At 61.8% G+C, this 217-nt stretch carries 1 protein-coding gene; it reads left to right on the top strand.

What is annotated here, in order from left to right; translation table 11 throughout:
* Positions 1-217 (top strand): hypothetical protein (locus H6B10_RS17575; RefSeq protein WP_204652576.1); only part of this gene is annotated, 217 nt, incomplete at both ends.

Below are 217 nucleotides of genomic sequence, written 5' to 3'. Positions count from 1 at the left end.
AATGATCAGTTCTTCCCCTGCCTGGGCGGTGACACCCAGCGGCTGCCAGGCATTCAGGCCGGTAAAGCCCAGATGTCCGTCCTTCTGCGCGGTGATACCGGTATGGACCTGTACGGCATTGATGATGCCGGTGAACGGGAAGCCCGCGTGACGGCCTATGTGGAAGAGCTGGAAAGCTACACCGCCGGCCTGGAAGCGCAGCATGGCACCCTGCATG

This window comes from Gemmiger formicilis (assembly GCF_016901605.1).
GTDB lineage: Bacteria > Bacillota > Clostridia > Oscillospirales > Ruminococcaceae > Gemmiger > Gemmiger formicilis_B.
This window is presented reverse-complemented; position numbering and strand designations above follow the sequence as displayed.